This is a genomic window from Mesorhizobium sp. WSM4813, assembly GCF_055811555.1.
Genome location: NZ_JBVVQU010000008.1, coordinates 96,773 through 119,534, shown reverse-complemented (window position 1 = coordinate 119,534; position 22,762 = coordinate 96,773). Strand labels below are relative to the sequence as shown.

The following is a 22,762-nucleotide window of genomic DNA, read 5'->3' as shown; positions in this document are numbered from 1 at the left end:
GACGGTCACTGCCACCATTCGGGGAAGGCCATGCGTGCGGCTTCGGCCAGCGTCGCGATCTCCTCGTCGGGAACCGAGCTGTAAGGCCAGAGCAGTCGCGGGCCAAGCGGCGCCCAGCCGCCGGCCGCGGCCATCGCTTTGTCGAGCGCCGCATCGCTGGCATCGTAGCGAGCACGAAAAGGCAGTACGTGGCTGGCGAGAAAGGCCTGTATGCGCGTCTCGACCTCGGCAGCGGCCGCTGCGTCGGTGCGGATCATCTGCCACCACATCACAGCGCCTTTCGGATTGAGGCAGGCGACGTTGGAGTAGCTGCCGTGCGCACCCTGGGCAAAGCCCGTGGCCAGCGTATGGCCGGGCACGAAGACCGAAAATCCCGGCAGTTCGCGGCGCATGTCGGCGTACCAGCTGGCGTCGCCGCCCGGCAGCTTGGCGCCGACCAGCGACGGCACGGCTGCACGCAGCCTGGCGATGCCTTCGAGCGTCAGGCGGCGCTTGGCGTGCGGTGGATTGTAGAGCACCAGCGGCATGTCGGGCGCAGTCTCGCAAAGACCGCCGACGAAGCGCATGATCTCGTCGTCGCTGGGCGGCCACCAGTCGGGCAAGGTGAATTGCACCGCCGCCGGGCGAAGCGCCGACACGCGCACCAGCCGCTCGCGCGCGACGCGCGGATTGGACTGGCTGATGCCGATCTGGAAGGGCAGGCGCGCGCGGCCGGCCAGCGCGGCCACCAGGTCGCTAAGACGGTCGAATTCGGGTTCGGTCTGGCAGTGGAATTCGCCGGCCGTGCCGTTGGAATAGATGCCATCGAGACCTGATGCGCAGAGCCGCGCGATCGTCTCTTCCGTCGCCTGCCAGTCGATTGCTCTGCGATCATCTATTGCCAGCATCACCGCGCCCCAGACGCCGCGCGGCGCATGTGCAGGCAAGTGGGTCAGATGGTCGTCCAGCTCAGCGCGCACCGGCGATCTCGTGTTCGCGGCGCGTTTCGTTCGACGCAAAGGCGGCCTCGATGATCGCGATGATCTTGCGTCCATAGGCACCGTCGACCGGCACCGGCTTATCGTCGGCAATGGCATCGCGCATCGCGCTCCATTCGCGCACCAGCGCATTGTGCATCCAGTTCGGCTCGAACGAGCCGGGCAGGTCGGTCCAGATCGTATCGCGCCCCAGCATCGTGCCTCGGTCCATGTCGATACGCAGCGTTCCCTGCTCGCAGACCAGGTCCATGGCGTAGGTGGTCGCGCCGGTGCGATAGCCGACGCTTTGCACCTGGCCGATGCCGCCGCCGGCGAAGCGCAGACCGAGCAGGGCGGTATCGTCGGCTTCCTGGTCATGGAACTTGGCGCCGAGCATGGCGCTCACCGACACGACGTCGTCATCCATCAGCCAGACCAGGCGGTCGAGCGCATGGATGCCGGCCGTCAACAGCATGCCGCCGCCGGTTGCCTTGTGCAGATGCCAGTCGCGGCGATTGCGCTCCATCCACAGCTTGATGATCCAACTCGATCCGATGAGCGGCCGGCCGAGCGCTCCTTCCTCCAGCATTTGCCTGGCCGCCATGCAGGGCAGGGCGAAATGCATGAGTTGAGCGATCATCGCCTTGACGCCACCGGCGGCCACAGCGGCATTGATCGCATCGCAGGCCGCCGCCGTCGGCGCCATCGGTTTTTCCAGCATGATGTGCTTGCCGGCGTTTGCCGCACCGATGGCCATTTCGGCATGGAGGTGGTGAGGACTGGCGATGAGGATAGCGTCGACATCCTTGTCGTCTAGCAGCTCACGCCAGTCGGTGTAGCCGCGACCACCGTGTTCACTGGTGAAGCCGGCCAGGGCATCGTTATTGCCGCGGCTCGATGCGACGAGATGCAGGCCGCGCACTTCCTTGATTGCCCTTGCATGGGCCGCGCCGAAATCGCCCGCTCCGATAATGCCTATTCCAATCATCGTCCTGCCTTTTCATACGCGGCGTCGATCAGCGACATCGCCGCAACATAGTCATCGATCGAAATCGCCGGCGGCGCTTTTCGGGCCAGCCGGTCGAGCGTGTCGCTCATGCATAGCCGGTAGCGTGTCGCCGGCAATTCGATCGGCAAGTCGACGATAGCGCCATCGTCCAGCGTCGCACAGATGGCGCGGTCGCCATAGTCGATGAGGGACGCATTCTCGCTGACGATGCGCCATTCGAAGTCGCCGCCGGGGCGCATTGACGCGAAAGTGTATCCTGCCTCGACGGCGAATAACGCTCCGGCAGCGTCTTCCAGCAAAAGCAGCGCATGGTCCTCGACCGGGGCGCGGTGAATGCGATTCTCGATCGAAACGGCTTTCAGCCCAAGCCCGCCGGTTGCCAGGCTGAGCGCGGCGTCCAAGCCGTGTATGCCGAGGTTCCTCAGCGCGCCGCCGCCGCCGATCGCCGGATCGACGACCCAGGCGACGCCTTCGGCCGCATAGCGCTGCGGCGGGCCATTGACCAGCCGGAACTGGCAATGCGCGACCGCGCCGGCGCGGCCTCGGCTGCGCAGCCGTTCAAAGGCAGTGACGGCCGGCCCAAAACGGTTGGGCAGGGGAACGCTGACAAACGCCTTGTGCTGCCTCGCCAAGTCGCGCAGCGCGGCCAACGCTTCGGTGCTGCTCGCCGCCGGCTCGCGTCGCGAAGGCGCGCGCATGCTCCGCGTCCTCATCCCAAATGCCGGCAATCTCAGCGCCACACCAGTGTGCAGCGTCGAGATGCATTTCGGCGTGCCAATGGCCTGAGCCGGCTAGGACAATCTTCATTTCGTGGACGCATCCTCCGCCTTGCGGGATATCCTACAAGTCGCTATGCTACAAGTATCGACTGCTTTACAATGTGCCGTCGGGCGCAATTGCAGCGGCGCTGGGAGCAAAATGTCGGAACCCAAATCGATCTCAGAACCCAAGCCGATGTCGGAACCCAAATCCATGTCGGAACCCAAGTCGATCGAACCGCTGGCCCGACCGCCGCTGCTTCACGTCAGCGTTCAGGAGAGCCTCAGGAAATATATCCAGAGCAACAAGCTCAAGGCGGGAGATCCCTTGCCTCCGGAGACCTTCCTGGCGCAGCGGCTCGGCGTCGGCCGCAACTCGGTGCGCGAAGCGATCAAGGCGCTGGAGTCGATCGGCATTCTGGAGACGCGTCGCGGCATCGGCGTGTTCGTCAAGGAATTCTCGTTCAAGCCGTTGCTGGATAATTTGGCATATGGCTTGCAAGATTCGTTGCGCGACGTCGAGGAGCTGCGCGAGATCCGCCGCGTCCTTGAGACCGGCCTCATCGCCAAAACCATCGAGATGATCAGCGCCGAAGACATCGCCGCGCTGCGCCAGCTGACCGAAAGCATGCGGCGGCGCGCCGAGCGCCAGGAGAGCTTTGCCGAAGAGGACCAGCAATTCCATCAGCTGCTGTTCCGCTGCCAGAACAATCACATGCTGAGCGCGTTGATCGACATCTTCTGGGTGGCGTTCAACAAGGCCTCGAACTTCACCAGCCTCGATAATCCGACACCGCTGGCGACATGGCGCGACCATCACGAGATCGTCGAGGCGGTTGCCGCCAAGGACGTCGACCGGGCGCGTCAGCGCCTCGACGACCACTATAGGGGGATTCAGCAAGTCATCGCCAAAAACCGAACCACCTGACCCAACGCCGAACTAACTGACAATGCCAAGGGAGGAAAACCATGCGCATCAAGACTATAGCTCGTTATCTGGCCGTCACCGGGCTGCTGCTCGGCGGCATCGGCCTAGCCACCAGCGTCCAGGCACAGGGTGCCAAGACCATAACCGGGGGCTTCGACGTCGGCCCCGGCGGCTTTCCCAAGAACTTCAATCCGCTGGCTGCGACCGGCGGTTTTACCTGGCTCAGCACCTATTTTGAACCGCTGGTCATCTACAACGCCGAACTGACCGAACTCGAAGGCGATCTGGCCAAGGACTACAAGGTCAGCGACGACCAGCTGACCTATACGTTCAACCTTGCCCAAGAGAGCTGGCACGACGGCAAGCCGTTCACATCCAAGGACGTCAAGTTTACGCTTGAGCTCGCCAGGAACAAAGCCTCCGGCAGTTTGTTTGCCGCGCGTCTCGGCGACATCGCGTCGGTCGACGCGCCGGACGAGCGCACCGTGGTCGTCAAATTGTCGAAGCCCAACGGCTCCTTCCTGTCCATTCTCTCGCAGGTGATGATCCTGCCGGAGCACGCCCTGGCCGGGATGCCACTGGAAACGCTGGCCACAAGCACCTGGTGGTCCACCACGCCGGTCGGCACCGGCCCCTTCAAGTTCAAGCGCTATGTCAGCGATCAATATGTCGAACTGGCCGCGGATGACGACTATCGCGGTGGCAAGCCGAAGGTCGACGTGCTCATCAACCGGTATTTCGAGAGCCCGGCGGCGGCCGTTGCCGCGCTGCGCGCCGGCGAAATCCAGTTCACTTATGTCGAGCCGGACGACGCGGTATCCTTCAAAAGCGACAGCAATTTCAAGGTGATCGAGGGCGCTTCTTATGTGGTCAACTACATCGGCCTCAACCAGAAGGTCGAGCTCTTTAGGGATGTTCGCGTCCGGCAGGCGATCATGTACGCGATCGATCGCAATGCCATCATCGAGAGCCTCTATGGCGGGGCGGCCAAACCGGCCAATTGCGGCTACGTCGCACCGCATCTGCTTCCCGACGGTCTCGAGACCTATGCTTACGATCCGGCAAAGGCCAAGGCTCTGCTTGCCGAGGCGGGCTGGGACAAGGTCAACGGCGACAAGCCCATCACCTTGCTGACCTATTACGGCTCGCCGCAAGCGGCCAACGTGATGGCCGCCATCCAGTCGATGCTGGCTGAGGTCGGGATCAATGTGGTGCCGCGCGTCGTCGATACGCCGACTTATAACGGCATCGTCTACAAGGAAGGCACGCCGGACTGGAACGCGTTTCCGATGGTCTATGCCGGCCTGCAGAACGGTCCGAATCCGGCTGGCATCAGCCCGGGTCTCAACAAGTCCCAGATTCCGCCGGCAGGCTTCAACACCATGCGCATCGAGTTCGACGATCTGAGCGCTGCATTGGACGCTGCGCTCGGCCAGACCGATCCGGCCAAGATCGATCAATCCTGGCAGGAAGTCTGCAAGGTGATGAACAAGGATCTGCCCTGGGCGACATTGTGGGTGGCCAACCGCTATGGTGTCGCGTCCAACAAGCTGCGTGATTTTGTCTGGACGCCGGCGCCTGCCGGCGGTCCTTTCGCGGCTCACCCGGAACGCTGGGATATCCAGTAAAAACGCCTGGCGGGCCACTCCCGGCCCGCCTCTGCAAGGAGCGGCACGATACCGGCTCCGCTCACCATCACTACGGACAGCCAATGCTGAGTTTCATTGCCCGCCGCAGCGCTACAGGACTGTTGATGCTGGTCGCTCTGAGCGTCCTCATCTTCATCCTTCTGCGGCTGGCGCCCGGCGATCCGATCGACGCGTATATCAACCCGTCCAGCCCGATGTCTGCTTCCGACCTCGAAGTCCTGCGCGACCGGCTTGGGCTCGACCAGCCGCTTCCCGTGCAATACCTCGCCTGGCTTCGCGCTGCGCTCAGCGGCGACTTCGGCTATTCGATCCAGCGCAGCGGCGTTGCCGTGCTGCCGCTGGTCATGGAGCGCATCGGCCCAACCGCGCTCCTGATGGGCACCGGCCTGGCCATCGCCATCGTGCTCGGCATTTCCGCCGGCATCTTCAGCGCCGTCCGCCGTAACGCGCTGCCCGACATCGCACTGTCGGTGGTCTCTTTCGTCGGCATCTCCAGCCCGGCTTTTCTGACGGCGCTTCTGGGGCTGTACTTTTTCTCGGTGTTGCTGCGCTGGGCGCCATCAGGCGGCATGCAGACCGCCGGCGCACCTTTTTCCGTATCGGACGTGCTCGCGCACCTCGTGCTTCCCGCCTGCCTGCTGTCCATCGGACACGCCGCGCTGATCATGCGCTACATGCGCGCGTCGCTGCTGGAAGTGCTGAACCAGGATTATGTACGGACCGCGCGTGCCAAGGGAGTGCGCGAATTCTGGGTGATCATCAAGCACGCGACGCGCAATGCACTTTTGCCTGTTATCACCCTGATCGGGTCGACGGTCGGCATCGCGATCGGCGGCGCCATCTTCCTCGAAAGCGTGTTCAACTGGCCGGGCATGGGCCTGCTGCTGGTCAACGCCGTAGGCACGCGGGATTACCCGGTGATCATGGGCGCCACTCTGGTGATCGGCATCTGCGTCATTCTGGTCAATCTCCTGACCGATATCGTCTATGCCGTCGTCGACCCGCGCATCCAGGTGTCGTGATGACGATCACCGCGCCAGATCCGACAGTCGACCCGACAGCCGTGCCGCAAACCAAAGGACCGCTCCGCCGTGCGCTCGACCGTTTCTTTGAGAATCGTGCTGCGCGCGCCGGTCTGCTTATCGTCGTCCCCATCCTGCTGGCGGTTTCGACCCATCATTTATGGTGGCCGTTCAGCCCCAACGCCATCGATCTCAGGGCGATCAACAAGGGACCGTCCGCTGTTCATTGGCTGGGCAGCGACGGCGTCGGCCGCGACGTCATGGCCCGGCTGATGCAAGGCGGGCGGATATCGCTGCTGGTTGCGGTCTGCTCGGTCGCTATCTCGATCGTCATCGGCTTCCTCGTCGGCGCCGTCGCCAGCTTCGGCGGGCGTCTTGTCGACGGCACGGTGATGCGCTTCGTCGATCTCGCTATGACGCTGCCGCCGGTGATCTTCCTGCTCGTGCTCGCTTCGATCGCCGGCACCGGCATCGCGCCGACTATCCTGGTGATCTCGCTGCTCTCATGGCCGGTGCTGTCGCGCATGGTGCGCGCCCGGCTGCTCGAGCTGCGCGAGCGTGACTTCGTCGCCGCCGCCCGCGGCATGGGGGCGGGGCTGCCGCATCTCCTGTTCCGTCACGGCCTGCCGAACTGCATCGACATTCTTGTCGTCTACGCCACGCTGCAGATCGCCAACGCCATTCTGCTCGAAGCCGGCCTCTCCTTCCTCGGCCTCGGCATTGCACCGCCCGAAGCCAGCTGGGGCAACATGCTCAATCTCGCCCGCTCCACCGTGGTGCTCGAGCAATATCCCTGGCAATGGATGTTTCCCGGCGCCGTGCTCGTGCTCACCGTGCTGGCCATCAACTTCATCGGCGATGGCCTGCGCGATGCATTCGATCCTCGTTCCGACCTCAACTGACCTGAAGGTTTTTCAAAATGCCCCTGTTTACCGGCGTCGTGCCACCTGTCGTCACTCCGCTCAATGCCGATTTCAGTGTCGACTTCCCGTCGTTCACGCGGACGATCGAAAACCTGCTCGACGGCGGCGTTCACGGGCTCTTCGTGCTCGGCTCGACCAGCGAGGTGGTCTTCCATGATGAGGCCGGCCGCAGAGCGATCCTCGACCACGCGGTCAAGGTCAACAATGGCCGCGTTCCGATCTTCGCCGGGGTCATCGACCCGACAACCGATCGTGTCATCAACCACGCCCTAACAGCCAGATCGGCCGGCGCTGACGCAGTCGTGGTCACCGCGCCGTTCTATACCCGCACCAGCCAGCCCGAGATCGGCGATCATTTCCGCTATATCAAGGACGCGGTCGACATCCCCATCATCGCCTACGACATTCCGGTCTGCGTCCATGTCAAGCTGGAGCGTAAGACCACCGTCGCCCTTGCCAGCGAGGGCGTTATCGCGGGGATCAAGGATTCCAGCGGCGATGACGGCAATTTGCGTTATGTGCTCAAGGACATGGCCAACGATCCGAATTTTTTCGGCATGACCGGATCCGAGATCCTGGTCGACAGCGTGCTTGCCATGGGCGCGCATGGTGTTGTGCCGGGCCTCGCCAATGTCGACCCTCACGGCTACGTCAAGCTGTGGAACCTGATGCTGGCGGGTCAGCACGCCGAAGCCCGCGTGGAGCAGGAGCGGCTGTTGAAGCTGTTCGAGATCGTCTGGATTTCGCTCGGCAGGACAAGCGCCGGGTCGGCCGGCGTCGGCGCCTTTAAGACGGCGATGAAGAGCCTCGGCATCATCGCCTCCAACACCATGGCGCGGCCGCAACGCAGCTTGAACGACGAGGAGACTGCAAAGGTGGAAATTGTCCTTCGCGACGTCGGATTGCTGCGCTGACCGTGGACGCTCCGATACTCTCGATCTCAGGCCTGCGCGCGGTGTTCCGTATCGCCGGACGCGACATCGCCGCCGTGCAGGACGTCGATCTGGTGATAGGTTCGGGTGAGACGGTCGCGCTGGTCGGAGAGTCCGGATCGGGCAAATCTGTCACCAGCCTGTCGATCATCGGCCTGCTGCCGAAGAAGATCGGACACGTCGCCGAGGGCTCGATCGCGCTGCGCCGCAGGGATGGTACAGTCACCGAGCTGACCGGGCTCGACCCCGAGTCGCTGCGCAAGGTGCGCGGCAACGACATCGGCATGGTGTTCCAGGAGCCGATGACCAGCCTCAATCCGGTCTACACCATCGGCGAACAGATCGCCGAGCCGATCCGCATCCATCTCGGCAAGTCGCATCGTGATGCGGCCACTGATGCCGTGCGGCTGCTGGCTCAGGTCGGCATTCCCGACCCCGATCGGCGGGCGCGGCAATACCCGCATGAGCTGTCGGGAGGGATGCGCCAGCGCGCAACCATCGCCATGGCCTTGTCCTGCGATCCGACCTTGCTGATCGCCGACGAGCCGACCACCGCGCTCGACGTTACCATCCAGGCCCAGATTCTCGAACTGCTGGCCGAGCTGCAGGCGCAACGCGGCATGGGCATCCTCTTTGTCACGCACAATCTCGGCGTCGTTGCCGAGATCGCCGACCGGGTCGCGGTCATGTATGCCGGGCGCATCGTGGAATCGGGTCCGGTGCGCGAGGTGTTCACCCGTCCGCGCCATCCCTACACTGCCGGGCTGATGCGTTCGGTGCCACGGCTTGGCCAGGCCACCACGCTGAAGGCGGCAGGAACGCCGCTTCCGACCATCGCCGGCAATGTTCCGTCGCTGGCGATGCTGCCCAAGGGCTGCTCATTCGCGCCGCGTTGCGCCATGGCTGTCGATGCCTGCCGCGCTGCGGTACCGCCACTATTCGCGGCGACGTCGACCCAGCAAAGCCGTTGTTTGCGCTGGGAGGATCTCTGACAGTGGACGCCCTATTCCTTTCGGTCAGGAACCTGACCAAGCATTTTGCGCCGACAGCGTTCTCGCGCGGTCCCGTCGTCAGGGCGCTGGACGATATTTCCTTCGATATTGCGCGCGGTCAGGTGGTCGGCCTCGTCGGCGAATCCGGGTCGGGTAAGACCACGATCGGCCGCTCGGTGCTGCGTCTCATCGAGCCGACATCCGGCGAAATCAGCTTTGACGGCGTCGATATCACCAAGCTGAGCGCCGCCCCGCTGGCTCGCCAGCGCCGCAAGATGCAGTATATCTTCCAGGATCCGTTCGCCAGCCTGTCGCCGCGCATGACCATCGGGCAGATCCTGACCGAAGGCCTGGATATTCAGGGCATCGGCAACAGGCGCGAGCGGCGGGCGAGGGCGGAGAAGGCACTTGCTGCGGTCGAGTTGCCAGTCGATGCCTATGACCGCTACGCCCACGAATTCTCAGGCGGGCAGCGTCAGCGCATCGGCATCGCCCGCGCGCTTACGCTCGAACCCGAATTCATCGTCGCCGACGAACCGGTCTCTGCCCTCGATGTCTCCATTCAGGCGCAAATCATAAATCTTCTGCGCGACCTGCAGGTCCGGCTCGGTCTGACCATGCTGTTCATTTCGCATGACCTGGCCGTCGTCGAATACATCTGCGACACGGTGATCGTTCTCTATCTCGGCCGCATCATGGAAGTTGCGCCGGCGGCCGCGCTCTACGGACGGCCGCAGCACCCCTATACGCGCGCGCTGCTTTCGGCCATTCCGTCGCTCGACCCACTGGCCAGGCAAGGCCGGCAGGTGCTGAAGGGCGACATTCCAAGCCCTGCAAATCCGCCAACCGGGTGTGTTTTCCGAACCCGTTGCCCGGTTGCTCTGGACGCCTGTGCCGGCATCGTCCCGCCGCTGAGGGCAACGTCCGATGGCCATCTGAAGGCCTGCATTCGCGACGACATCGCCTAGCACTCACTCGTTTGCCGCGTGCGCGGCAATTGAGCTACTTGTCTTTCCAGAAATCGGCCTGGAGTTGCGCCGCTTCATCGGCAAGCAGCGGGCCGACGACTTCAGTCGGACGCTGCCCAGCGTCGAAGACGATAGTGCAGGGCAGGTCGAGTGTGGGATTCTCGACGTGTGCACCCGTCAGTGCCTTCATGTCATGCTCAGCCAGCCCGAACACGACACGTCCGATACCCGCCCAATAGATTGTCCCGGAGCACATCGCGCAAGGTTCGGCCGAAGTGTAGAGTGTGCAGGAGGCCAGCTTTTCGAGACTGAAATTCATCCCTGCCCACGATGCCAGCAGTCTTTCGGCATGAGCGGTTCGGTCGCCGCCTCCGGATTTGTAACCGTTGAGTTGCTCGCGCAACACATTGCCGTCTTTGTCAGCGAGGAGCGAACCAAAGGGATGTTCGCCAGCATCGCGTGCCTTGCGCGCGACATCCAACGCCTGACGGAGCAGGCGCTCATCATAGGGGCGTTGTGGCATCGGCAGATCCTCCGGCAGCGCCGTTTGATCATAGTGCCGAACAATCCGCCGACTCAAGTCGGCAGATTCAGCTCGGCGATGAGTGGCGGAACAGCGTCGCCGCTGCTCTGTTCTTTGTTCTGTCAGCCATTGTCCCGATCTCGGACGGGCCAGATCAGAATGTTCTCATCATTCCTCATCATCCTGCCGCGGCCCGAATCAAAATCGCACGGGGTTGATCCGTTCGAGCTTGACGTTCGGCTATTCAAAGGGTGACTGCGGTAGGATGAAATCCGGGCCGCAGAAGCGTCCGCGACGCGGGGTTGGCATCGGCAAGGCGGCTCGCGCTAAGCCCGGATGAGAACTATTGAGCTTGCGTAAGCCATTTGGGTCTGGGCACAGCCTGCAACAGGCTTTGCGTATAGTCGTGGCGAGGCGCCCCGAACAGCGCCGAGGTTTGGCCTTCCTCGACAATCTTTCCATCTTTCATGACCATGATCCGGTCCGCGAAATGGCGCACGATCGGCAGGTCGTGTGTGATGAAAACATAGGAGAGGCTGAGCCTGGTCCTAAGGTCGGCCAGAAGGTCGATCACCTGCGCTTGTATAGAGACGTCGAGCGCCGAAACCGCCTCGTCGCAGACGATCAGTTCCGGCTCGCTCGCAAGCGCGCGTGCAATCGCGATGCGCTGTCGCTGGCCGCCGGAAAACTGGTGCGGGTAGCGGTCGGCATGCTCCGGCAACAGCCCGACCAATTCCAGGAGCTCTGCCACTCGAACTTTCCACCTGTTCTTCGGCAGAATATCGCGGTGGATCACCCAGGGTTCGGAAACGATCGAATAAACGCGCATGCGCGGATTCATCGATCCGTACGGATCCTGGAAGACCATCTGGACCTTGCGCCGAAACGCCATAAGGCGCTTCCCGTTCATTTCGAAGATGTTCTCACCGGCAAACACAGCCTTGCCGGCGCTTGGCTCGTTCAGCCCCAACAGCATGCGTGCGACGCTCGATTTGCCGGAGCCGGACTCGCCGACAATGCCGAGCGTTTCGCCTCTCCTGACTTCGAAGCTTATGTCATCCACCGCCTTGAACGTCCGCTTGCTGCCGAAAGCTCCGGAAGCAAGCACATAGTGTTTGGTGAGATGTTCCACCTTGAGCAGCGTTTCGCCGGCGATCGTCGTCGAACGCTTGTTCGGCGCCTCCGCTGCGTTGCCGTGGGACAGGGCAGAGATGAGCCGGCGCGTATAGGGGTGCTGCGGATTGCTGAAGACCTCCTTGGCGATGCCTGTCTCCACTACCTTGCCGCCGTTCATGACGATAATCCGGTCGGCCATGGACGCGGCGACTTCGAGGTCATGGGTGATCATGATCAACGCCATGCCGGTCTCGCGCTGGAGGTCGCGCAGCAGATCGAGGATCTGCGCTTGCACGCTGACGTCCAGAGCGGTCGTCGGCTCATCGGCGATCAGGATGTCCGGTTTCAACGCGATCGCCATGGCGATCATCACGCGCTGGCGTTGTCCGCCCGAGAACTGATGCGGATAGAAATCGACTCGGTTTTCCGGCTCTGGAATGCCCACGCGCCGAAGCAGTTCTATCGTCTTGGCGCGTGCGTCCTTGCCGCTTCCCGCGTCGTGGCTCTCATAGACCTCTCCGATCTGGCGCCCCACCGTGTAGACGGGGTTCAGGTAGGCAAGCGGATCCTGAAAGATCATCGCAATCCCGCGGCCGTTGATGTTTCTGCGCGCTTCCGAGCCGAGGCCCGAGAGCTCGACGCCGTCGAAGAGGCAGGAGCCGGCCACGATATCGCCTGGCGGACAGTCGACGAGATCCATCACCGTGCTGGTGCTGACGCTTTTTCCCGAACCGCTTTCGCCGAGGATCACCAGTGTTTCGCCACGGCTGACGTGGAAAGAGACGTCGTCGACGGCGCGTACCGGCTCCTCGTCCGAAAGGAAATCGACGGTCAGGCCCTCGACTTTGAGAATGGTCGCGTTGCTCATCGGGCAGCTTTTCGCAATGTCTGAAGACGCCAGCGCTGTTGTGGATCGGCGACGGTGCGCGCCCAGTTCGAGAGGATGTTGAGCGACAGCGTCGTCAGCATGATTGCAAGACCCGGCCAGAATGCGATCCACCAGGCGGTGGCGAGATAGCCGCGGCCGTTTGCCACCATTGCGCCCCAGGTGAAGTCGGGTGGCTGAATGCCGAGGCCAAGGAAACTCAGCGCCGATTCCGATAGAATGACGGTCGCGAAATCAATGGCGGAAATCGTCACCAATGTCGGCAGGACGAGGGGTGCGATATGCCGGACGATGATCCGGGCCGGCTTCGCGCCCATGGCGCGCGCCGCGCTGACAAACATGCGCTCGCGCAACTCCAGCACCTCTGCGCGGGCTGTTCTGAGGTAGATCGGCATGCGCGTGACGGCGAGAACGATCACCAGGTTGGTGATGCTCGGGCCCAGCGTGTAGAGCACGATGAGCGCCAGCAGCAGCGAGGGAAAGCTCATGACGACATCGGCCAGGCGCAGAATGAGATGGCTGTACCAGCGCTCCGAATAACCAGCTATCAGGCCGAGTGTTCCACCAACCAGCATCGATGCGAATACCGCCGCCGCGGCAATGCCGAACGTGTTCTGCGCGCCGACAATCAGCCTGGCCAGGATGGGCCGGCCAAGGGTGTCGGCGCCGAGAACATAGATCCAGCCGCTAGCCAGCGAGAAGGGAGCGAGATTGCGCTGGCGCAGCCCCAGCCGCGAAGCGGCGTCGCCCACCAGCCACGGGCCGAGGACCGCCGCGAGCACGACGACCGTCAGGAAGATAGCCGCTGCGAGCGCAAGCTTGTCGCGCTTCAAATAGGCGAGAAGCACGCTGCCTGGAACGGCCACCGGCTTGGTGTCGGGGGTGATGATCGTCATGGCTTAGTACCGGATGCGCGGATCGAGAACCGCATAAAGCAGATCGATCGCGATGTTCAGGATGAAGATAGCGGTAGCCGTCACCAGAATGGTCGACTGGACGACGGCAAAATCGCGCTGGATGATCGAGTCGATCATCAGCTTGCCGATGCCTGGCCAGCCGAATATCGACTCCACGACGACGGCGCCGTTGACGAGACTGGTCGCCAGGTCGCCGGCGACCGTGACGACGGGCAGCAGCGAGTTGCGAAGCGCATGCCCGAAGATGATCTTCTGAAGAGGCAGGCCCTTGGCCCTTGCGGTCTTGATGTATGGAGAGGCAAGCGCCGACAGCATCGTTCCGCGCACGACCTGCACAAGGAGACCGAAGGGGCGAAGCATCAGCACGAACGTCGGCATGATCCAATGGGCCCAGGTTCCGGTGCCGGATGTCGGCAAAAGCCCGAGCCCGACAGCGAAGACAAGAATACCGACGATGGCGACCCAGAAATCCGGTGCGCTTGCGCCGGCCAGCGAGATGAGGCTGGCAATACGGTCGAACATGCTGCCCGGCCGCGCGGCCGCAAGAGAGCCGACAAGGATAGCCAGAGCGGTCGACAGCGTCATCGCGACGGCGGCAAGCTTCAGCGTTTCCGGGAACGCCTCAAGCGCGACCTGCATCGCCGAGCGGTTCTGGCGTAGCGATTCACCGAAATCCAGCTGCAGCAGATCGCGCAAATATTCCAGAAACTGCCAATAGATCGGCTGATCGAGGCCGTTCAACCGCGCGAACGCGGCCCGAGCTTCCGCAGTCGAGTCCAGAGGCAGGTACAAGGCGGAAGGATCGCCGGTAAGCCGTGTCAGGAAAAAGACCAGCGTCAACAGACCTATGACCGACAGGATGCTGTGGAACGCCCGGCGTCCAAGATAGGTGATCATTTGGGATGCCCTTGGACGGATATCGACGGAGACAACGGGTCAGGGACGCAGGACCACGATTGGACCCGGCGCCCCCGTATCACTCAGTCTTTTTTGATAGCGATATTGGCCAGCGGTATTTCGCTGTTGGTGGTGATATCGGGCTTCCATTCCAGCCTGGTGCCAACGCGGGTATAGCCGATCATGTGGAACATCGGGATGTCCGCCACCACTTCCTTGCGGGTCTTGCCGAAGATGGCCTTGAAGCTGTTCGTGCGGGCTTCGCCGGTCGCAGCCAGCGCCTCGTCTATCTCCTTGTCGAATGCCGGATCAGCCACGGTCGAGTAGCTGCCGCTCGATCGGTAGAAGATCGGAATTGTGAAGGCCGCATCGCCCTTGTTATTGTCGTGCATCATCTGCAGGAGATTGGGGCCGCGCTCCGGCGGGAAAGGCTTTTGCAGATAGCGCAGCCAGTCGGCGACATCGAGCATGGTAAGCTTGACGTTGAGGCCGGCGTCCTGCCACATCGTCATCATGGCCTCCATCGCTTCCGCGCCGTTTGGATAGATGCCGTTTCGCCCGATGAGCTTGATCTCGGTATCGACCGCGACACCCGCCGCGCGCGCCTCCTCGATGAGCTTTTTCGCCTCTTCCGGATCATACGGCCATGGCTCGAGTGCATCGTCATGGCCGTTGATGCCGGAGACGACCATCTGCGACGCACGTTTGGCATCGTCGCCGAACAGCTGGGCAAGGCCTTCCCAGTCGATCGCGAGATTGAGCGCCTTACGGACGCGTAGGTCATCGAGCGGCGGTTCGGTGGCATCGATACGGATCGCGGTTGTTTCGGAGTTCAGGTAGGCGAAATCCGTCTCCGGATTGCTGGCGTCCTGGATGGCAATCGACGGCGTCAGGTCGGCTTCCCCGGTTTCCACCATGGCCGCTCGAATCGAGGATTCGGGCCGCCAGACATAAGTTGCCTTCGTAATCTCCGGCTTCTTGCCCCAATAGCCGTCGAACGCGTCCAGCACCACGGTTTGCGGAGAAAAGGTCGACAGCGTGAACGGGCCGGTCCCGACCGGATCGTTCACCGCCTGGTCGACCGGCGTCTTCGGCGAGACGATCATGACCACGCTCAGCAGCGTTGGCATGATGGGCTCGGGCCTGTCCGACTTTATTTCGACGGTCAGCTTGTCGACCGGCGTCAGCGTCAGTTTGGCATCGCCGAATTTCGCAATGTTGCTGCAGGTAAGCTTGCCGCTGATCATCCTGTTGATGGAGAAGACGACCGCATCCGCATTGAGTTCGGTTCCGTCCTGGAATTTGACGCCCTCGCGCAGCTTGATCAGCCAGGTGGTCGGGTCCATGCTGGTCCACTCGGTCGCCAGTTTCGGCTGGGGCTGTCCACTGTTCGGATCGATGACGGTCAACGATTCAACCACGTTTTGGCTGAGTATCTGGCCGACATTGGTGATGATGGTGCCGCAGGGCTCCAGATTGGCCGGCTGCTCCGGCAGGACGATACGGATCTCCTGCGCCGCTTCTTGTGCGATAGCCGATGGAACGGCGGCAGCGGTCATCAATACGACAGCTGCAATCGTATGAACGCTTCTATTCATGTCTCTCCTCCCTTGGTCTTCCGTTTTGGGATCTTCCGTTTTGGCTGTCGGGCGGCGGACGAACCTCCTCGTCGCGTTCGTCCGCAATGTGCCGATCTCCCGGCGACTAGGCGGCGATCTTCTCGATCAGTCCGCGCAGCATGTCTTTCTCCTGCGGCTTCAGATCCGTCAGCGGCGGACGAAGCGGGCCGGGTGTCCGTCCGATGAGTTCGACGCCGGCCTTGATGATCGACACCGGATAGCCTTGCTCGCGATCGCGCAAAGCCGCGAAGGGGAAGAAGAAGCTGTGCAGGATTTCTTCCATGGCAGCGCGATCACCTGTCCGCATCGCCCTGTAGAACCGCTGTGCCAATTCCGGCACAAAATTGAACACCGCAGAGGAATAAGTCGTCACGCCGGCGCCGTTGAAGCCCTCGGCAAAGAGCTCATGCGTGGGCATGCCACCGATGTAGCAGAGCCGATCGCCGAGCTTTGCGGTGACGTGGCGGACAAGATCGATCTTGCCTGTGCCGTCCTTGAAGCCGATGAGGTTTGGGGACGCGTCAGCAAGGCGAGCAACCGTGTCGGCATTGGCGACCGAGTTCGCACGGTTGTAGATGATGACGCCGAGGCCGGTGGATTCGCACACGGCTTTGACATGCCGGAATATCCCCTCTTGCGAGGCCTCCATTAGATAATGAGGCAGAAGCAATAGACCGTCGGCTCCCGCAGCCTCGGCGCGGCGCGCAATTTCCGTGGCCAGCGCCGTGCCGTAGCCGCAGCCGGCGATGATCGGCACGTCTCCCGAGGCATCCTTGGCCGCCCGGGTAACATCGGCGACCTCTTCCGACAGGGAGAAGAATTCACCCGTGCCGCCGGCCGCGAACAGGGCAGCGGCGCCGAACTCCGAGAGCCATGCCACATGCGCGCGATAGCTTTCGAGATTGAGGCTGAAATCCTCGTTGAAATGTGTGACCGGAAACGACAGCAGCCCTGAAGCGACACGCAACTTGATTTCATCTGGCGACAAAGGAACTCATCCCACAAATTAATATGATGTAATTTGTATTCATATGATGAGTATTGGGGCGAGTCAACCGCCGGTCTTGTCCTGGTTTGTCGAGCGCCGAACGGTCAGGGCGCGATAGCGCTTTATCCCCGTCACCAGGTGGCGGCGCATCGCCTCACGCGCCTTTTCCGGGTCGCGGGCGAGAATCGCATCCGCGATTTCCCTGTGCTCCTCCAGAATCGGATGGTCGCGATTGGGCAAGGGATCGACGCCGCCCATCATTGTCTTGAACTTCACCCGCGGGATCATCCGCCGGCCGATATGTTCGAGGAATGCCTTGAACCTGGCGTTGTTCGTTGCGGTGGCAATCGCCAGGTGGAACTGGAAGTCCGCCTCGTCGGTGGGTTGCCCTTGCGCCATGAGATCGGCGAACCTTTCGACCTGAGCCTCGATTTCGGCCTCCTGCGCCGGCGAACAGCGGGCTGCGGCAAGGCCGGCTGCCTCAACTTCAATGCCGATGCGCAGCTCGAGTTCTTCGATGATGTCCGAGATCTTGTTCGTTTCGTCGGTGAAGAGCTTCAATCCCTCGTCGACGGGTTTCGGGCCCAGGACGAAGACGCCGGCGCCTTGCCGCGATTCCACCAGCCCGTCGGCGCGAAGGGCGGCAATGGCCTCCCGGACCACAGTGCGGCTGAACCCGAACCGGTCAATCAGCGCGGGTTCCGTCGGCAATTTGTCGCCAGGCGCATAAAAGCCGGCTTCGATCTGACCGCGCAGTGCATCCGCAACCTGAGAAACGAACGACCTGCGGGACGTTCGATGTTCGGCCTGCTGCATGAGTCCTCCAACTTTTGCCGGTCCATGAGGATCCATACTCCCAGTGCGGGCTAAAGGCGAGGTCATCATATGAAATTTTCATCCAAGGTCGAATGCGCTTAGGTCATCGTATGGCTTCTGCGCTCCGCGTGTCGGCCGTCAAGTCGTCTAGCTCGTTTTCTTTGACAACTTTGCTGATGCGGCCACGGCGATCAGCGAATCCACGGCGTGGCGGCGTTTAGGCTGCGGCCGTCGGCAGGTGATCGCGGATCCACCTGACGATCTGCCCCGCGGTCATGGCACCCGATGTGCGCGCAACCTCCTGTCCGCCATGGAAGAGGATCATCGTCGGGATGCTGCGAATGCCGAGCCTGGCTGCAACGGCCTGCTCATTGTCGGAATTGAGCTTGATCAGGCGAACATGCGGCTCCAGTTCGTTTGCTGCCGCTTCATATGCCGGCGCCATCATCTTGCAGGGGCCGCACCACGGTGCCCAGATGTCGACGACAACGGGGAGGCTGCTTCGTCGGACCTGGCGATCAAAGCTCTGTGCATCGACGTCTTCCGGGTGACCCGAGAACAGCTTGGAGCCGCACTTTCCGCATTTCGCGTCCCCGGCATTGCGTGCCGGCGGCAGGCGATTGACCCCGCCGCATTTGCCGCAAACCACCAGATTGCCCTGCGTCATGCCCATTCACCCATCTTTATGCGCGTCCCCATCACGATGCTGTCTTGAGGGGAGCATCCTGCGCAGAAGCGGCCGCGTCCGAAACGCTCGCCAGCTCTGCGGCGATGTCGGCGAGCTTTCGATCGGCCTCGACCTTGCGCCACGCCGACGGAGTGGCGTTTCGTTGCAATTGCCGCGACAAGATATCGACAGTGGCGTCGGAAGGGCCGCCGCTGCGCTCGCTCACCCGTCGCCAAAGAACGAGCGGATCCGCCTCCAGCCAGAATCCGACGAAAGCAACGTCTCTGCCATTTGCCGCCTTCTCAATGCGGTTGCGATCGGCCGGCCGGTCGAAGACGGCATCGGCGATCACCGAACCGCCTTCAGAAAGAATCAGGTCGGCGCGCCATGCCATTTCGCGGTAGACGCGGTCCGACACATCAGGCCGATAAGCCCTGTCCGGCAACTTCGTTTCGGCCGGCACCCCATGCATGGCTTTGCGGATGCGGTCGCTCTCGATAATGCGGGCACCAGGCGGCGCGCCGACATGTGCGGCGAGTGCCTCGGCAACGGCCGTCTTGCCCGAACCACTCAAGCCGCCGATGGCGATCAGGCGAGGAGGTCTTGCCTCGAGAAGTGTTCGGGCAAGCTCGAGATAGGATCTGGCTTCGGCAATCAGCACGCCGGAATCGGCACTGCCTTCCTCGATCTGGGTTGCGGTGACATGCGCGCGCACTGCGGCCCGCACTGCCATGAAAAACGGCAGGAGGATGAAGCCGTCCTCGTCGTCTGCTTCGTCGAGGTAGCGGTTCATCACCAGGTTGGCGAGTTCCGGAAAGCCGCGGTGCCAAAGATCCATCAGCAGGAAAGCCAGGTCGTAAAGCACATCGATGCTGGCGATCTGGTCATTGAATTCGATGCAATCGAACAGACGGGGCTCTCCGTCGAAGAAACAGATGTTGCGCAGATGCAGGTCGCCATGGCATCGCCGGATCTTGCCTGCGGCTTCCCGCCGGTCGAGCAGTTCGCAATGACGGGCGAGGGCGGTGCGGAAATTCCCGGTGAATGCCTTGATCTCGGCTTCTTCGAAAACATGGCTGGTGGCAAAACCGGCTTCGTTGATGGCGAGCACGCCTGCCAGATTCGAGGATCCGCTGCCCCTGTGGATCTCCGGCGCGCCGCGATGATAGCGCACGATCATGCGCGCGACCGCCGTCATCAGCGCAGGCGTCAGTTCGCCGCCGACTGCCATTCGATCGAGGAGCTTCGATTGATCGAAGCGGACCATCTCGACCGCAGCATCGACCAGTTCGCCGCTCCCGTCGAAGGCGAGCTTGCCGTCGGCCTCTCGCGTGATGCGCCGCACACCCAGATAAAGGCCGGGCGCGGTCTTGGAGTTAAGCTCCACCTCCTTCTCGCAAGCGGCGAGCCGCAGCACCGGGGTCGAGAAGTCGACATAGGGCAGCTTGACAGCTCGCTTGATCTTGTAGGCGCGCTGGCCAACCAGGAAGATACGCGAGATATGGGTTTCGATCGCCTCGACCGGCCCAGTCTCGCCATATGCGGCAGGGTCCATCAACATCGCGACCACGGATTCCTGATCTTCGACGATCATCGGATGCCTCCTTGTTAGTATCCACCCTGGAATCCGACGGGCGTGGTCGCTGAAATTCCGCGCCATCGGGCCCTTCCTGCTGCAGCGTCTGGATATAACCAGCCAAGTCACGGATGCGTTCCGTGGTGATGCTTCTCCGGTGTTCGGACGGTATTTCTTAACGTCGTCCGGAAGAAAGCTGGTGACCCACACAGGCATGTCGCAGCCGCCATGTTCCGGCACAACGTAGCAGCCTGAAGCCTTCGGCGTCGGCACGTGGGCACGTTGAAACGGATCAAATGATGCACGGCGACGTTCTTGTCTCAGCGCTAGGAACGCGCCGCGCCGTCTCGCTGTTGTTACAACGACGATTGGGCTTTGGCGCAAGATCGGGAGCAGCAACCATGGCGTTCAGGACGATACTTACCGTCACGGGACCGAACAAGGGTGACGAGGACCTCAAGCTCGTCGCCGACCTGTGCAGCGAAATCGGCGCCCACCTTGCTGTTCTGATCGTTGCCATTGCTGCGCCGCCACCTGTCGGAGAGTATGCCGCGGTCGTTTCAGAATCCTGGCTCGGCGAGCGTCAGGCCGACGAGAATCTGTTGAAGAAGCGAGCCGCCGCCGTGTCGGCTTTTCTGGCCGGCAGGGTGCTTTCGGCCGATGTCTCCAGCGAATATCCGGAAGCCGGCTGGGTCGACGACACCATCGGCCGCCGTGCCCGCTACGCCGACATTACGGTTATTGGACCGGAGTTGCTTGCCAATGAAACGCTGAAAAGCAAAGCGATCGAAGGCGCGTTGTTTTCTTCGGGAAAGCCTTTGCTGCTCATCCCCGAGGGGTCGCGACCGACACTGAAGCCGAAACGCGTGCTGATTGCATGGGACGCGCGTCTGGAGTCATCGCGTGCCGTCCGCGAGTCTCTCGACATGCTGCCAGGTGCCGATGAGCTGCACCTTGTCATGGTCGATCCGGTGGAGGACGAATACCGCCACGGGGCGGAACCCGGAGCCGACGCCGCTGCCTATCTCGCGCGGCATGGCGTGAATGTCACGGTCGACCGGCTGCCCAGCTTGGATCATTCAGTCGCCGACGTGCTTCGCCAGCACGCGGTCGACATCGCCGCCGACCTGATGGTGATGGGGGCCTATGGTCATTCCCGGTTGCGCGAGCGCATCTTCGGTGGCGTCACCGTCTCGATGCTTGAAGACCCGTCGATGCCGATCCTTATGGCGCGTTAACCGCTGCTGCTGTCGCGGCCGTCGGTCAGTCCGCCGACCAGAGGCAGGCGCTTTCCGGAAGCGCTAAGTGTTTTCTGTAAGCCGCAGATCACGATCACGCTGCTCGAGATCCCGCCCGCGGTTATTAACGCGTTACCCCAACGGAAATACCACCTCAACCTCGTAGAAAGCGATGAGCCCGGCCAATGCCATTAGGAGAACAAGCACGCTTGCGCCGAGTAATAACTCGAACTTGTTTCCGTCGATGCGCATGGGAACGCCAATGGTTGACAAGTTACTAACTTCTATGTGACACTTTTATGACAATTGCAAGTGTGGAAAAGAAAGCCCCGCTTCTGTTCAGCCAATGGAGACCGATACTCGCCCTAGTTGCCGTATTATCTCTGCTGATTCTTTGTGTAAGTTTTGTACAAGATTTAAGCCTGTACGCTGGAGAGGAGCCGGACCTTTCGACAAAAATATGGCTCCTTGATGTGGATGTGGAACGGAGCGCGTTCACTTGGGTCTCCGTGCTGGCGCTTTTTTTCTGCAGCGGTCTTCTATTTCAGTGCGGAGACGATGCGGCGGGCCGTAGCAGCCAGTTCACTTGGCATTGGTATTTCCTAGGCTTCCTGTTCCTGCTTCTTTGTTTCGATGAATTCACTGGCCTTCATGAGAAGCTATCCGCTGCGTTGGCTGCTAGGTCAACCAATACGGGCCTGCTGTATTTTGCATGGGCGGCGCCGGCAGGCATCCTTAGCTTGGTCGGGCTAGCTGTCTTTGTTCCATTCATCCGCTCTTTCCCGACATCACTCGCCGCGCTGTTGGCGGTTTCGGCCGCGCTGTTTCTTGGCGGAGCGGTGGGGCTTGAAATGGTCGGCGGCAGCGTTGCAGAGGCGGAAGGCACGGAATCCTTGCGCTATCGCATGCTGGCGAACATCGAAGAAGGTCTCGAACTTGCCGGGACACTGACCTTTATTTACGCACTACTCTCATACCGTGAGATAACATCACGCACGCGCTGACCTCATCGCTGCGCCAGAGCAAGGTATGTCCTGGTCGAGAAGAAAAGCGGCGGCCAACCGAACGGCAATTGCGCCTTGCAGCCTTTCAATCTGAAGGTTCGCGATGCCCCAGTTCACAATACGCCATCTATGTCCCAGGCGAGGACATGGCAAAGCTTCAGGGGTGCTACTTCCTGTCCTGCCAATAAGGTTCCAGGTGGGTAGCACTTTTCGGGAAAAAGCTAAGTGCTTGTTTTTTCTGGTCGGAGTGGCAGGATTTGAACCTGCGACCCCATCGTCCCGAACGATGTGCGCTACCAGGCTGCGCTACACTCCGTGACCAGACCGCGGGCTTATAGCCGCCGCACTTCGTTCCTGCAAGCGCCAATGGCAGCGCCT

The 22,762-nt window shown here is 61.9% G+C and carries 21 protein-coding genes and 1 tRNA gene; 9 read left to right on the top strand and 13 right to left on the bottom strand.

All coding sequences use genetic code 11. From position 1 onward, the window contains the following. Window positions 1-5: 5 nt before the first annotated feature. From AC0L25_RS06815 to AC0L25_RS06805, 3 genes are read right to left on the bottom strand one after another with little or no spacing between them, the layout of a single operon-like run. A complete protein-coding gene (locus AC0L25_RS06815) occupies window positions 6-959 on the bottom strand; it encodes a dihydrodipicolinate synthase family protein (protein WP_473594775.1) in 954 nt (317 codons plus the stop codon). Beyond that, window positions 949-1,944: a Gfo/Idh/MocA family protein gene (locus tag AC0L25_RS06810; protein WP_473594774.1), complete on the bottom strand. Its 996-nt coding sequence runs from the start codon at window positions 1,942-1,944 to the stop codon at window positions 949-951. Before AC0L25_RS06810 ends, AC0L25_RS06815 begins: the two co-directional genes overlap by 11 nt. Further along, window positions 1,941-2,663 (bottom strand): Gfo/Idh/MocA family protein, encoded by a 723-nt coding sequence (locus AC0L25_RS06805; protein ID WP_473594773.1) that lies wholly within the window; start codon window positions 2,661-2,663, stop codon window positions 1,941-1,943. Before AC0L25_RS06805 ends, AC0L25_RS06810 begins: the two co-directional genes overlap by 4 nt. Before the next feature lie 274 nt (window positions 2,664-2,937). Between AC0L25_RS06805 and AC0L25_RS06800 the strand changes: the two genes are divergently transcribed. From AC0L25_RS06800 to AC0L25_RS06770, 7 genes are all read left to right on the top strand, one after another. Then, complete coding sequence (locus tag AC0L25_RS06800) at window positions 2,938-3,651, top strand: FadR/GntR family transcriptional regulator (RefSeq protein ID WP_473594772.1); 714 nt, start codon at window positions 2,938-2,940, stop codon at window positions 3,649-3,651. Between the two features lie 41 nt (window positions 3,652-3,692). Further along, the gene (locus AC0L25_RS06795) at window positions 3,693-5,279 is read left to right on the top strand and encodes an ABC transporter substrate-binding protein (RefSeq protein WP_473594771.1); all 1,587 of its coding nucleotides are present in this window, start codon (window positions 3,693-3,695) and stop codon (window positions 5,277-5,279) included. 83 nt (window positions 5,280-5,362) lie between these two features. Continuing rightward, a complete protein-coding gene (locus AC0L25_RS06790) occupies window positions 5,363-6,322 on the top strand; it encodes an ABC transporter permease (RefSeq protein ID WP_292395281.1) in 960 nt (319 codons plus the stop codon). Next, window positions 6,322-7,224 (top strand): ABC transporter permease, encoded by a 903-nt coding sequence (locus tag AC0L25_RS06785; RefSeq protein WP_473594770.1) that lies wholly within the window; start codon window positions 6,322-6,324, stop codon window positions 7,222-7,224. The genes AC0L25_RS06790 and AC0L25_RS06785 overlap by 1 nt, the downstream gene beginning before the upstream one ends. Before the next feature lie 17 nt (window positions 7,225-7,241). Next, window positions 7,242-8,159 carry a dihydrodipicolinate synthase family protein gene (locus AC0L25_RS06780; RefSeq protein ID WP_473594769.1) on the top strand — a complete coding sequence of 306 codons (918 nt, stop codon included), beginning with the start codon at window positions 7,242-7,244 and terminating at the stop codon, window positions 8,157-8,159. 2 nt (window positions 8,160-8,161) lie between these two features. Then, the gene (locus AC0L25_RS06775; RefSeq protein WP_473594768.1) at window positions 8,162-9,169 is read left to right on the top strand and encodes an ABC transporter ATP-binding protein; all 1,008 of its coding nucleotides are present in this window, start codon (window positions 8,162-8,164) and stop codon (window positions 9,167-9,169) included. Between the two features lie 2 nt (window positions 9,170-9,171). Beyond that, window positions 9,172-10,137: an ABC transporter ATP-binding protein gene (locus AC0L25_RS06770; RefSeq protein ID WP_473594767.1), complete on the top strand. Its 966-nt coding sequence runs from the start codon at window positions 9,172-9,174 to the stop codon at window positions 10,135-10,137. A gap of 34 nt (window positions 10,138-10,171) precedes the next feature. Here AC0L25_RS06770 and AC0L25_RS06765 read toward each other — a convergent pair whose 3' ends face one another. The 9 genes from AC0L25_RS06765 to AC0L25_RS06725 all read right to left on the bottom strand — a co-directional run bounded on the left by AC0L25_RS06765 (window position 10,172) and on the right by AC0L25_RS06725 (window position 20,160). After that, entirely contained in the window at window positions 10,172-10,660 is a 489-nt protein-coding gene (locus AC0L25_RS06765) for a nucleoside deaminase (RefSeq protein WP_473594766.1), read from the bottom strand. A gap of 343 nt (window positions 10,661-11,003) precedes the next feature. After that, entirely contained in the window at window positions 11,004-12,644 is a 1,641-nt protein-coding gene (locus tag AC0L25_RS06760; protein WP_473594765.1) for an ABC transporter ATP-binding protein, read from the bottom strand. Continuing rightward, window positions 12,641-13,558 carry an ABC transporter permease gene (locus tag AC0L25_RS06755; protein WP_473594764.1) on the bottom strand — a complete coding sequence of 306 codons (918 nt, stop codon included), beginning with the start codon at window positions 13,556-13,558 and terminating at the stop codon, window positions 12,641-12,643. Before AC0L25_RS06755 ends, AC0L25_RS06760 begins: the two co-directional genes overlap by 4 nt. A 3-nt stretch (window positions 13,559-13,561) precedes the next feature. Then, window positions 13,562-14,476, bottom strand: coding sequence for an ABC transporter permease (locus AC0L25_RS06750; RefSeq protein ID WP_473594763.1), 915 nt, complete (start codon window positions 14,474-14,476; stop codon window positions 13,562-13,564). Between the two features lie 83 nt (window positions 14,477-14,559). Next, on the bottom strand, window positions 14,560-16,074 hold the full coding sequence (locus AC0L25_RS06745; RefSeq protein WP_473594762.1) for an ABC transporter substrate-binding protein: 1,515 nt from the start codon (window positions 16,072-16,074) through the stop codon (window positions 14,560-14,562). A gap of 106 nt (window positions 16,075-16,180) precedes the next feature. After that, window positions 16,181-17,083, bottom strand: coding sequence for a 5-dehydro-4-deoxyglucarate dehydratase (kdgD, locus tag AC0L25_RS06740; protein WP_473594761.1), 903 nt, complete (start codon window positions 17,081-17,083; stop codon window positions 16,181-16,183). Window positions 17,084-17,146: 63 nt separating this feature from the next. After that, window positions 17,147-17,899 carry a FadR/GntR family transcriptional regulator gene (locus tag AC0L25_RS06735; RefSeq protein WP_473594806.1) on the bottom strand — a complete coding sequence of 251 codons (753 nt, stop codon included), beginning with the start codon at window positions 17,897-17,899 and terminating at the stop codon, window positions 17,147-17,149. Between the two features lie 217 nt (window positions 17,900-18,116). After that, window positions 18,117-18,566 carry a thioredoxin TrxC gene (gene trxC / locus AC0L25_RS06730; protein ID WP_473594805.1) on the bottom strand — a complete coding sequence of 150 codons (450 nt, stop codon included), beginning with the start codon at window positions 18,564-18,566 and terminating at the stop codon, window positions 18,117-18,119. Between the two features lie 31 nt (window positions 18,567-18,597). Beyond that, on the bottom strand, window positions 18,598-20,160 hold the full coding sequence (locus AC0L25_RS06725; RefSeq protein ID WP_473594760.1) for a bifunctional aminoglycoside phosphotransferase/ATP-binding protein: 1,563 nt from the start codon (window positions 20,158-20,160) through the stop codon (window positions 18,598-18,600). Window positions 20,161-20,543: 383 nt separating this feature from the next. Between AC0L25_RS06725 and AC0L25_RS06720 the strand changes: the two genes are divergently transcribed. Then, the gene (locus AC0L25_RS06720) at window positions 20,544-21,380 is read left to right on the top strand and encodes a universal stress protein (RefSeq protein ID WP_473594759.1); all 837 of its coding nucleotides are present in this window, start codon (window positions 20,544-20,546) and stop codon (window positions 21,378-21,380) included. A gap of 299 nt (window positions 21,381-21,679) precedes the next feature. Continuing rightward, window positions 21,680-22,384 (top strand): hypothetical protein, encoded by a 705-nt coding sequence (locus AC0L25_RS06715; RefSeq protein WP_473594758.1) that lies wholly within the window; start codon window positions 21,680-21,682, stop codon window positions 22,382-22,384. Between the two features lie 239 nt (window positions 22,385-22,623). On the opposite strand, the gene AC0L25_RS06710 is transcribed toward AC0L25_RS06715, so the two are convergent. Continuing rightward, a tRNA-Pro gene (locus AC0L25_RS06710) sits at window positions 22,624-22,700 on the bottom strand. Window positions 22,701-22,762 lie beyond the last annotated feature (62 nt).

Bases quoted from the DNA above. Each gene is read 5' to 3' on its own strand.
- AC0L25_RS06750 (WP_473594763.1), bottom strand. From the start codon at position 14,476: ATGATCACCTATCTTGGACGCCGGGCGTTCCACAGCATCCTGTCGGTC.
- AC0L25_RS06785 (WP_473594770.1), top strand. From the start codon at position 6,322: ATGACGATCACCGCGCCAGATCCGACAGTCGACCCGACAGCCGTGCCG.
- AC0L25_RS06805 (WP_473594773.1), bottom strand. From the start codon at position 2,663: ATGCGCGCGCCTTCGCGACGCGAGCCGGCGGCGAGCAGCACCGAAGCG.
- AC0L25_RS06765 (WP_473594766.1), bottom strand. From the start codon at position 10,660: ATGCCACAACGCCCCTATGATGAGCGCCTGCTCCGTCAGGCGTTGGAT.
- AC0L25_RS06800 (WP_473594772.1), top strand. From the start codon at position 2,938: ATGTCGGAACCCAAGTCGATCGAACCGCTGGCCCGACCGCCGCTGCTT.
- AC0L25_RS06795 (WP_473594771.1), top strand. From the start codon at position 3,693: ATGCGCATCAAGACTATAGCTCGTTATCTGGCCGTCACCGGGCTGCTG.
- AC0L25_RS06790 (WP_292395281.1), top strand. From the start codon at position 5,363: ATGCTGAGTTTCATTGCCCGCCGCAGCGCTACAGGACTGTTGATGCTG.
- AC0L25_RS06780 (WP_473594769.1), top strand. From the start codon at position 7,242: ATGCCCCTGTTTACCGGCGTCGTGCCACCTGTCGTCACTCCGCTCAAT.
- AC0L25_RS06755 (WP_473594764.1), bottom strand. From the start codon at position 13,558: ATGACGATCATCACCCCCGACACCAAGCCGGTGGCCGTTCCAGGCAGC.
- AC0L25_RS06745 (WP_473594762.1), bottom strand. From the start codon at position 16,074: ATGAATAGAAGCGTTCATACGATTGCAGCTGTCGTATTGATGACCGCT.
- AC0L25_RS06725 (WP_473594760.1), bottom strand. From the start codon at position 20,160: ATGATCGTCGAAGATCAGGAATCCGTGGTCGCGATGTTGATGGACCCT.
- AC0L25_RS06735 (WP_473594806.1), bottom strand. From the start codon at position 17,899: ATGCAGCAGGCCGAACATCGAACGTCCCGCAGGTCGTTCGTTTCTCAG.
- AC0L25_RS06810 (WP_473594774.1), bottom strand. From the start codon at position 1,944: ATGATTGGAATAGGCATTATCGGAGCGGGCGATTTCGGCGCGGCCCAT.
- AC0L25_RS06720 (WP_473594759.1), top strand. From the start codon at position 20,544: ATGGCGTTCAGGACGATACTTACCGTCACGGGACCGAACAAGGGTGAC.
- AC0L25_RS06760 (WP_473594765.1), bottom strand. From the start codon at position 12,644: ATGAGCAACGCGACCATTCTCAAAGTCGAGGGCCTGACCGTCGATTTC.
- AC0L25_RS06715 (WP_473594758.1), top strand. From the start codon at position 21,680: ATGACAATTGCAAGTGTGGAAAAGAAAGCCCCGCTTCTGTTCAGCCAA.
- trxC (WP_473594805.1), bottom strand. From the start codon at position 18,566: ATGACGCAGGGCAATCTGGTGGTTTGCGGCAAATGCGGCGGGGTCAAT.